Annotated in this window: 9 protein-coding genes; 3 read left to right on the top strand and 6 right to left on the bottom strand. The window is 74.0% G+C overall.

The genetic code is table 11. The features are described 5' to 3' along the window. Positions 1 to 31 precede the first annotated feature (31 nt). Complete coding sequence (locus tag Dsi01nite_RS36020) at positions 32 to 952, top strand: M56 family metallopeptidase (protein WP_203850834.1); 921 nt, start codon at positions 32 to 34, stop codon at positions 950 to 952. A gap of 29 nt (positions 953 to 981) precedes the next feature. Here the strand turns inward: Dsi01nite_RS36020 and Dsi01nite_RS36015 are convergent, their stop codons facing one another. Further along, complete coding sequence (locus Dsi01nite_RS36015) at positions 982 to 1,770, bottom strand: hypothetical protein (protein WP_203850833.1); 789 nt, start codon at positions 1,768 to 1,770, stop codon at positions 982 to 984. Then, positions 1,767 to 2,513 carry an ABC transporter ATP-binding protein gene (locus Dsi01nite_RS36010; RefSeq protein WP_203850832.1) on the bottom strand — a complete coding sequence of 249 codons (747 nt, stop codon included), beginning with the start codon at positions 2,511 to 2,513 and terminating at the stop codon, positions 1,767 to 1,769. The genes Dsi01nite_RS36015 and Dsi01nite_RS36010 overlap by 4 nt, the downstream gene beginning before the upstream one ends. Before the next feature lie 122 nt (positions 2,514 to 2,635). Here Dsi01nite_RS36010 and Dsi01nite_RS36005 point away from each other — a divergent pair, with 122 nt between their 5' ends. Together Dsi01nite_RS36005 and Dsi01nite_RS36000 are read left to right on the top strand one after the other, a co-directional pair. After that, positions 2,636 to 3,826: a sensor histidine kinase gene (locus Dsi01nite_RS36005; RefSeq protein ID WP_203850831.1), complete on the top strand. Its 1,191-nt coding sequence runs from the start codon at positions 2,636 to 2,638 to the stop codon at positions 3,824 to 3,826. Continuing rightward, a complete protein-coding gene (locus Dsi01nite_RS36000) occupies positions 3,823 to 4,479 on the top strand; it encodes a response regulator (RefSeq protein WP_203850830.1) in 657 nt (218 codons plus the stop codon). The genes Dsi01nite_RS36005 and Dsi01nite_RS36000 overlap by 4 nt, the downstream gene beginning before the upstream one ends. 21 nt (positions 4,480 to 4,500) lie before the next feature. On the opposite strand, the gene Dsi01nite_RS35995 is transcribed toward Dsi01nite_RS36000, so the two are convergent. The 4 genes from Dsi01nite_RS35995 to Dsi01nite_RS35980 form a co-directional block, all read right to left on the bottom strand. Next, positions 4,501 to 4,833, bottom strand: a complete 333-nt coding sequence (locus tag Dsi01nite_RS35995) for a transcriptional regulator (protein ID WP_203850829.1) — start codon at positions 4,831 to 4,833, stop codon at positions 4,501 to 4,503. Beyond that, the gene (locus tag Dsi01nite_RS35990) at positions 4,830 to 5,507 is read right to left on the bottom strand and encodes a hypothetical protein (RefSeq protein ID WP_203850828.1); all 678 of its coding nucleotides are present in this window, start codon (positions 5,505 to 5,507) and stop codon (positions 4,830 to 4,832) included. The genes Dsi01nite_RS35995 and Dsi01nite_RS35990 overlap by 4 nt, the downstream gene beginning before the upstream one ends. Before the next feature lie 152 nt (positions 5,508 to 5,659). Then, positions 5,660 to 8,275, bottom strand: a complete 2,616-nt coding sequence (locus Dsi01nite_RS35985) for an FtsX-like permease family protein (protein ID WP_203850827.1) — start codon at positions 8,273 to 8,275, stop codon at positions 5,660 to 5,662. Beyond that, the gene (locus Dsi01nite_RS35980; RefSeq protein WP_203850826.1) at positions 8,272 to 8,937 is read right to left on the bottom strand and encodes an ABC transporter ATP-binding protein; all 666 of its coding nucleotides are present in this window, start codon (positions 8,935 to 8,937) and stop codon (positions 8,272 to 8,274) included. The genes Dsi01nite_RS35985 and Dsi01nite_RS35980 overlap by 4 nt, the downstream gene beginning before the upstream one ends. Between the last annotated feature and the right edge of the window lies 1 nt (position 8,938).

Raw genomic sequence — 8,938 nt, 5'->3', positions numbered from 1 at the left:
CGCTTCGCTGGCCGGTCAGAACGGAGCTCCCATGTTCGATCATTTCGTGTGGTCGGTGGTCCTGGTGCCGCCGCTGGTCGTGCTCGTGGCGCGGCTGCTCGCCGACCGGCTCCCACCGGCGACCGCCGCCCGTGTCGTGGCCTGGTCCGCCGCTGTGGTCGCCGGCGCCAGCACGGTCAACCTGCTGCTGTTCGCGATGAAGGCCGTCGCCCAGGTGCCGGCGGTCGGCGGCGCGTTCGGCTGGTCCGCCACGTTCGTGACGGCCGACACCGCCGCCGAGCCGTGGGTGCCGTGGCTCAGCGCAGTGCTCCTGATCGCCGTGGCGGTGTCCGTCCTGCGGCGGTGGCGCCGCCACCGCGACGTCCTGGCACTCGCGCGGTCACCCCACGATGGTCCGCTGGTCGTGCTCGACGACCCGACGGCCCGGGCGTTCGCGGTCCCCGGCACACCCGGCTACGTCGTGGTCACCACCGGCATGCGGTCGCTGCTCACCGACCGCCAGTTCGACGCGCTGCTGGCGCACGAGCACGCACACCTCGCCGGCCGGCATCACCGTCTGGCCCGCCTCGCCGGCCTGGCCGCCGCTGCCCATCCGGCGCTGTGGTGGGTCGCCAGGCACGTCGACTACCTCGTGGAGCGCGCCGCCGACGAGCAGGCCGCCAGCCAGGTCGGCAGCCGTCGCACCGTCGCGCATGCCATCGGTGTGGCGGCCCTGGCGACGGCCGGCACCGGCACGTCGGCGGCGGGGTCGGCGCTGTCGGTGCTGCACGTCGCCACGCCCCGTGGGATCGTGCCGCGTCGGGTCTCACTGCTGCTGGCACCCCGCACCGGCCATGCCGGCGGCATCCTGTGGCTGCTGCCGGCGTCCCTCGCCGCGTTCACCTGCGTCTGGTCCGTCGAGGCGGCCCTTGACCTGGTCGAGCTGATCCAGGCGGCCCGCGGCGCACGCTGACGGCCACCGCCCATCGAGCCACGGCGAAGTCACGCGTCGCGGGCGGTTCGCCAGCCGCCCCCGCCGAGCGCGAGCGTCACGTACATCGCCAGGGTGAGGTACGCCAGTCGCAGCGACGGCAGGCGCGGCTTCGCGGCGGTGGCGTGGACCTGGCCGACGACGTCGCCGGCGTTGGACAGCGTGAGCCGGGAGGGCAGGTAGGACCAGCCCTCCAGCGCCCTGCCGACGCCGTAGGCGAGGAACACCAGGGCGAACAGCGCGGCGACGCCGACGGCCGGCTGGCGCGCGAGCGCCCCGAGGCCGAACCCGATCATGGCAATGACCGACAGGTACAGCCCGGCGCTGCTCACGGCCCGCAGTATCCCGGGGTCGCCGAGATCCGCGTCGAGGTCGTGCCCGGCAAGCACCGCCTGCCCGAGCCAGAACGTGCCGAAGGCCAGGGTCTCACCGAACACCAGGGTGGTGCCGGCGAGGACGGCCGCCTTGGCGAGGTACACCAGTCCCCGGCGAGGGACGGCGGTGAGGGTGGGGATGATCGAGCCGGTGGCGTATTCGCCGGCCACCACCAGGACGCCGAGGACGCCGAACGCCAGCTGCGCCAGGGGCAGACCGCTGAAGGCGCTGCCGGCCGCGTCGAACGCGGCGCGGTCCGCCGGCGGGAGGGTGTCCCACGACCGGACCACGCTGACCGTGTCGATCAGGCCGAGGCCGACGCCGGACAGCAGCGCGAAGCTCAGCGCGAGCCACGTCGAGCGGACCGACCACAGTTTGATCCACTCGGCGGCGAGCGCGCCGCGGAGGGCGGGTGGCATGGTCACGGTGTCCTGCCCTCCGCCGCCCAGTCGGCGTCGCTGCGGTGCTGCGTCGTGCTCGCGGTCAGGGCGAAGTACGCCGCCTCGAGGGAGGCGTGGCCGCGGGTCAGCCGCACGATGCCGTCGTCGGCGAGCAGCCGGCCGGCGCCGATGACCAGCAGGTGGTCGGCGGTCAGGGCCATCTCACTGATGAGGTGGCTGGAGACCAGGACGGTCCGGCCCTCTGCCGCCAGGGCCCGCATCAGCGAGCGGATCCAGCGCACACCTTCGGGATCCAGGCCGTTGACCGGCTCGTCGAAGATCAGCGTCGGCGGGTCGCCGAGCAGCGCGGCGGCGATGCCGAGCCGCTGGCGCATCCCGAGGGAGAATCCGCTGACCCGACGGCCGGCGACCGACGTGAGCCCGGTGCGCTCCAGCACCTCGGTGGCTCGGCGGCGGGGCAGGCCATTGCTGGCGGCGAGCCAGCACAGGTGCCGGAACGCGGTGCGGCCGCCGTGCGCGCCGGCCGCGTCGAGCACCGCGCCAACCTCGCGCAACGGGGTGTGGAGGCGGCGATAGGGGCGGCCGTTGACCGCCGCGGAGCCGGACGACGGCGTGGTCAGGGCGAGCAGCATCCGGATGGTGGTGGACTTGCCGGCGCCGTTGGGCCCGAGGAAGCCGGTGACCCGTCCGGGGCGCACGGTGAAGGAGAGGTCGTCGACAGCGGTACGGCTGCCGTACCGCTTCGTGAGGCGGTGAACGTCGATCATGTGCTCGACGATCGCAGCGCGGGGAACCGGTGTCGTCAGCCCGGCGGCAGTGCCGGCGTCTGCCGGGCGGCGTATGCCCGTGGGCGGACGAAAGGTCGCGCCGATGGTCGTACGCTCGCGTCATGACGATCGAGCCGCGGCCACCGCTGCGGCACCGGCTCCGCCCGGCGCACTGGCTGCTCCTGGACGGTGCTGCCGTGGCCGGGTACGGCGTCGTGGCCTGGGCGGTCGTGGGGGCCGGGATCGATCCGTGGCCGCTGGCGGCGGGCGGGCTCGCGACGGCGTGTGCCGCGCTCCTGGCCGCCCGGTGGTCGCCGGTGAGCGCGGCGGCCGCGGCGCTGCTGCTCTTCTGGTTGAGCCCGCTGTCCGACCAGTTCGGTTGGCTGGCCGTGCTTCCGCTGGCGTTCGCGGTGTACCGGGTGGCTGAGCGCCACCGGACCCGGCCGGCGCTGCTGGTGCTGGCGGCGGCGGTCACCGGGCCGATCGCCACGGCGCTGCCGTCCTTCACGCACGTCGGCGCAGTGCTGCCGTTCGGGCTGCTGCTCGCGGCGGCGTGGGCGGCCGGTGTGGCGGTCCACCAGCACCGCAGGTACACCGAGGAGGTGCTTCGCCACCGGATCCGCCGGGTTGAGGCGGAAGCCGAGGCAGCCCGGCGGCGCGGTGCGGACGAACGGATCCGGATCGCCCGGGAGCTGCACGACGTGGTGGCGCACAGCATGAGCGTCATCACCGTCCAGGCAGGCTACGGCAGGCTGGTGGCCGACCGGCAGCCGGCCAGAGCCGCGGAGGCGCTCGCGGCGATCGAGACCGTCGGCCGGGAGTCCCTCGTCGAGCTGCGGCGGGTGCTGGGCGTCCTGCGGGACCAGGACCAGGACCCGGCCGGGACCGCCCCGGCGCCCGGCCTCGCGGACCTGCCGTATCTGGCGGCGCAGACCGGTGCGGCGGGCGTCGACGTGGAGGTGACCGTCGCCGGGGCGGCGCGTCCCCTCGCCGCCGGGCTGGAGCTGTCGGCGTACCGCGTCGTGCAGGAGGCGCTGACGAACGTCGTGAAGCACGCCGGAACCGTTGACGCAACGGTGGCGGTCACGTACCTCGACGACGCGCTGGTCGTGGAGGTCACCGACGACGGCCTGGGCGGGGAACGCAACCCGGACGGGCACGGCCTCACCGGGATGCGGGAGCGGGTCGCGGTGTTCGGCGGGACGTTGCGGGTCGGACCGCTGCCCGGACGCGGCTTCCAGGTGCGGGCCTGTTTTCCGGCCTCACCCGCAGCGGCGCCACAGGCGACGACGCCACCGAGGACGGCGGCGTGACCGTCCGGGTGGTGGTGGCCGACGACCAGGCGCTGGTCCGGGTCGGGCTCTGCGGGATCGTCGACGCCGCGGACGACCTGAGCATCGTCGGCGAGGCCCGCACCGGCCGCGCCGCCGTCGACACCGTCCGGCGACTCGAACCCGACGTCGTGCTCATGGACATCCGGATGCCGGACCTGGACGGCATCGAGGCGACCCGGCAGGTCGTGGCGTCAACCGCGACGCGGGTGCTCGTCCTCACCACATTCGACCTGGACGAGTACATCTACGGCGCGTTGCGGGCCGGGGCCAGCGGCTTCCTGATGAAGGACACACCTCCCGCCGACCTCCACGCCGCGATCCGGGTGGTGGCCGGCGGGGAGGCGCTGCTGGCGCCCAGTGTCACGCGCCGGCTCATCGCGGCGTTCGCGGCCCGGTCCGTGCCGACCCCGGCACCGCCCGGCCGTGGGACGCTGACCGGGCTCACGGACCGGGAGCGTGAGGTCCTGGGTCTGGTCGCCGAAGGGCTCACCAACGCCGAGATCGGCGGCCTGTTGCACATCACCGCCGGGACCGCCAAGACCCACGTGGCCCGGCTGCTGCACAAACTCGGCGCGCGGGACCGGGTGCAACTCGTCATCCTCGCCCACCGAGCCGGCCTCGGCGCGCCATAGACGGGCCGCAGACGGGCGGGGTCACGGGTCGGCCGCCGTTGCCGCGGCCCCCTCCTCGACCTGCTGGATGAGCTGCTTGAGCTGGGCGATCTCGGCGCGCAGGGCGGCCTGACCGGCGGCCGTGAGGGTGACCCAGGTGCACGTCCGCTTACCCTCGTAGCCCTTCTCGATCCGGATCAGCCCGGCCTTCTCCAGGACGGCGAGGTGCTGCCCGAGGTTGCCGGCGGTCAGCTGCAGTGTGGTGCGCAGGAAGGCGAACTCGACCTGGCGGGCCTGGTGCGCGATGGTCATGATGCCGAGCCGGACGCGCTGGTGGACGATCTCGTCGAGGCCGTTGGCGGGGTGGTCGGTCATCGTCCCTGAACCTGGCGGTCCGGGCGGAGTGCGGCGAAGGCGGCGGCGCCCAGCAGCAGCACGGCCGCCGGGACGAGCAGGTGCGGCAGGAAGAACCACCGCGAGGTCGCGTGGATGACCCTGCCGTCCAGGGTGGCCACGGTCGCCAGGTAGCCCAGGCTGTAGGCCAGCAGGGCTCCGTGACGTTCGACCCACGCGAGCACCAGCAGCGCCAGGCCGATCACCGCCATGGGACTGGCCAGCCAGTTGACCAGCAGCACGGCCGGACCGACCTCGAGTTCGCCCGGGTCGGCGAAGGGGTCGGCGGGGACGGGAAGCAGCGGATGGAACACCAGCAAGATCGACACGGCCGTCATCAGGATCGCCAACGCGACGCCGACGACGATGTAGGGGCGGATGGGGGTGCCCACCCCGCGCCGCCGGGAGCGCTTGACGTAGAAGCCCGCGATCGCCGCATAGGCCAGCACCAACGCGACCGTCCAGTATCCGAGCTGGGTCGGGTTCTCCCCTGAGCAGACCATCTGGTCCGCGCGGGACCGGCAGGTGCCGAACAGGTCGACGTAGGGCCCGTACCGGTAGACGGGTATCGCGAGCAGCGTGATCGTCGCGAAGACCAGCAGTGGGAACCAGGTCCCGCGTTGGGCGACACGGACCTGGTGCGTCAGGTCACGCACGGTTGCTAGCAGCTCGCGCGCAGTGCTCGACTGGGGCACAGATTCGTTTGCCATGCATTTAGCTTTGCACCGCCAACCGATCTGCACAAGAGAACATCGCCGATCCGTCGACGCGATCCGCTGGATCGCGCAACCTCATCCGTCGCGCAGCCTCAGACGTCGCGCAGCAGGGCGAGGCGTGGTTTGCGGGTCTGCGCGAGCACTCCCGTCACCGTCACCGCGACGGCGGCGACCATGGCGGCGCCGAGCACGATGAGATAGGTCCACGGCAGCGCCATCCGGTCCGGCGGCGGGTCGAACGTGCCCTTGAGGATGACGATCAGCACCTGGGCCAGCCCGACACCGGTCCCGGCGCCGATGACGAGCGCCGGGACGGTGATGACGAGCGCCTCGCCGGCGACGAAGCCGGCCAGGTGGCGCACCCTGGCGCCGAGCGCGGTGGTGATGGTGAACGTGCGGCGGCGCTCGGTCAGCCCGAGCGCGAGGACGAGCCCGGCGGAGGCCACCGCCAGCAGGAGTGCGAAGCCCAGTTCGATCCGGGTGAGTCCGTCGAGGTCCACGGCGGTCAGGCTGGAGCCGATCACAGTCCGGCTGGCCGTGATGTCGGTGATGGCCGGTCCGGGGCCGATCGCGGCCCGCAGTGCCGCCGCGACGGTTGCCGGATCGTGTCCGCCGGCGTCGATGAGGTGGGTGCTCGGGCCGTCGCCGACCTTCCCGGCGATGTAGTGCTGGTTGGCCACGAGGAAGCTGTCGGTGGGTGCCGTGGGGAACTCGTTGACGACGCCGAGGAAGTGGAAGGTGACCGGGGTCGGGTTGCCGGTCCGCGGGTCGGTGATCCGCAGGATGAGCTGATCGCCCGGTTGGAGCTGGAAGTCCGTGACGGTCTCGGCGGACACGAGGATGCCGTCGGGTTGTTGCTCGAGGCGGTGCATGAGCGTTTCGGCGGTCCCGCCGGTGAACCAGGCGTCGGCGAGGTGCGCGCCGCCGGTGATGGTGGCGGGTCGCACGGCGTAGAGGTCCTGCAGGTCGGCGCCGACGTAGGCGAACCGGTGCTGGATGGTTTCGACGTGCCGGACGCCGGGGGTGGCGTGGATGGCGTCGGCGAGACCACCGGTCAGGTCGCCGGGGGTCGCGGTGACGGTGACGTCCGCGCCGTTGGTGAGGCGGGCGTCGACCTCGGCCTGCTGCTGATACGTGGCGGTGAAGGCCGCGGTGGAGACCGCGAACGCGATGGCGCAGGCGATCAGCGTGGCGGCCGTCGCGATCGGGCGGCGGCGTCGCTGCAGGGTGGCCGCGACAGTGCCGGCGAGCGGTCCGGCAACGGGCCGCAGCAGCGTGGTCAGGGGCCGGCGGCCGAACCGGAGCCCGGCCTCGACGAGGCGCCAGGTGAGCAGCGCGGCGCCGATCCACAGCAGCGCCGGGCCGGTGAAGGCCCAGTGGTCCACGGCGATGCGTGGGGCACCTTCAGGGGCCACGACCAGCTGGTAGCCGGTCGCCGTGGTGGCGCGCAGCACGAGGAACGCCCCGACCAGCGCGATGCCGTCGACGCCGAGCCGCAGCACGAGCGGGAGCCGGGGGCGGGCGGCGCCGGTCCGACCGGCAGCCACCGTCTGGGTCCGCAGCGACCGTCCGGCCGGGAGCAGCACCGTGCCGGCGGCGATGACGAGACCGGCGGCCGCGGCGGCCGCGGACCAGGCGGCCGTGCCGCTGTCGCCGAAGACGAGGGAACCGAGCGCGGCGGCCGCGGCGGCACCGAGGGCGGCGCCGATGATCCCGCTGACCGTGGCCTCGACCGCGGCGATCGACAGCAGCTGCCTGGCGGTTGCGCCGCGGGCGCGCAGCAATGCCTGCTCCTTGCGGCGGCGGTCGGCCGCGGCGGCGACGACGGTCGCGGTGAGCAGGCCGGCGAGCGCGGCGCCGGGGCTTGCCAGGAACAGGAACAGCGCGGTGGCGTAGGCGGCGTCGGACCGGGCGGCGTCAAGGGCGGCGGCGAGGTTGTCGGTGCTCTGGCCGGCGCCGGCGAGCGTGGCGTCGAGGTGATGGGCGGCGCCGGTGCTGACGGTGTAGGCGGTGCCGGGGTCGGCTGGAAGCCGCCGGTCGGTCCGCACGTGGATCTGGTCGGCCAGCAGGTCCGGCCGGTCCGCGCGCAGCGGGTCGAACAGGGTCGTGAAGGTCGTGGCCGGCAGGAGCAGGACGTTGTCCGGCGGAGCGGTCGCGGCCGGGTCGAGGGCGAGCATCGTGTCGGCGTGCGGCAGGTCGACGATGCCGTCGACGGTGACCTGCGCGGCGGGCAGTCCTGGGCGCGTGACGGTGACGACGCTGCCGGGCCGGGCGCGCAGGTTCGCCGCGGTCTGCTGGGCAAGCAGCACCCCGTTGCCGGTGCCGCCGAGGTCGCGGATCTGCCCGGGGAATACGGTGCGGTAGTCCGGTGGGAGCCCGACCACGACGGCGGCACCGGTGGTGCTGACCGTGGTGCCGTCCTGTGTGGACAGTGCGGGGACCTTGGCGTAGCCGACGGGCAGCGCGACGGCGACGCCCGGTTCGGCGCGGGTGGTGGCGAGGACGGCCCGCGGATCGGCGCCGGCGTTGAGGTGCACCTGCCAGTCGACCTGGACCGGCGCCACGGCACGGGCGGTCATCGAGGCACGGGCCGTCGACAGGAACGAGCCGACGGTGGCCAGCAGCGCCACGGCGGCGGCGATCCCGGCCGCGGTGCCGAGGATCCTGCCGGTCCGCCGCCGGAGCAGCCCGGTGAGCCAGATCATCATGATGATGCCTTTGCGGTGGGGATCGTGCCGTCCGCCATGGGCCAACGGATGTCCATGCGGCCGGCCACCGTGCTGTCGTGGGTGGCCAGCACCAGCGCGGCGCCGAGCCGGTCGACGGTGGACAGCAGGACGTCGAGCAGGTGGGCCGCGGTTGCGCTGTCCAGCGCGGCGGTCGGCTCGTCGGCGACGACGAGGTCCGGGTTCGTGGCGACGGCGCGGGCGACGGCGACGCGCTGGGCCTGCCCGCCGGACAGCTCGTGTGGCAGCCGGTCGGCGAGGTCGTCGAGGTGCAGCAGGCGCAGCGCCTCCGACGCGGCCCGCCGCGCCTGGCCGGCCGATTGCCCGGCGAGCAGGACGGACAGGGCCACGTTCTCGTGGACGTCGAGGGTGGGCAGCAGCGCCGGGCTCTGGAACACGATGCCGATGCGGCCCGGACGCCGCCGTGGGTGGCCGTCGAGCGCGGGCCAGGCGGCTCGGCCGCCGCTCGGATCGTCGATGCCGGCGATGAGCTGCAACAGCGTCGACTTGCCGGATCCCGACGCGCCGGTGACCGCGATCCGGTCCGTGGCGGTGATCCGGCAGCTCACGTCCCGCACCGCGGCGACCTGGCCGAAGGTCCGGCTCAGGTGGGTGCCCACGAAGACCGTTGCGCCGCGTTCCACG

It is taken from the genome of Dactylosporangium siamense (assembly GCF_016862795.1).
Taxonomy (GTDB): domain Bacteria; phylum Actinomycetota; class Actinomycetes; order Mycobacteriales; family Micromonosporaceae; genus Dactylosporangium; species Dactylosporangium siamense.
The sequence above is the reverse complement of the archived record's forward strand: the minus strand, read 5'-3'. Positions and strand labels throughout refer to the sequence as shown.

Excerpts from the sequence above, each read along its gene's own strand:
- Dsi01nite_RS36020 (WP_203850834.1), top strand. The coding sequence starts at position 32 with ATGTTCGATCATTTCGTGTGGTCGGTGGTCCTGGTGCCGCCGCTGGTC.
- Dsi01nite_RS36010 (WP_203850832.1), bottom strand. The coding sequence starts at position 2,513 with ATGATCGACGTTCACCGCCTCACGAAGCGGTACGGCAGCCGTACCGCT.
- Dsi01nite_RS36005 (WP_203850831.1), top strand. The coding sequence starts at position 2,636 with ATGACGATCGAGCCGCGGCCACCGCTGCGGCACCGGCTCCGCCCGGCG.
- Dsi01nite_RS35995 (WP_203850829.1), bottom strand. The coding sequence starts at position 4,833 with ATGACCGACCACCCCGCCAACGGCCTCGACGAGATCGTCCACCAGCGC.
- Dsi01nite_RS35985 (WP_203850827.1), bottom strand. The coding sequence starts at position 8,275 with ATGATGATCTGGCTCACCGGGCTGCTCCGGCGGCGGACCGGCAGGATC.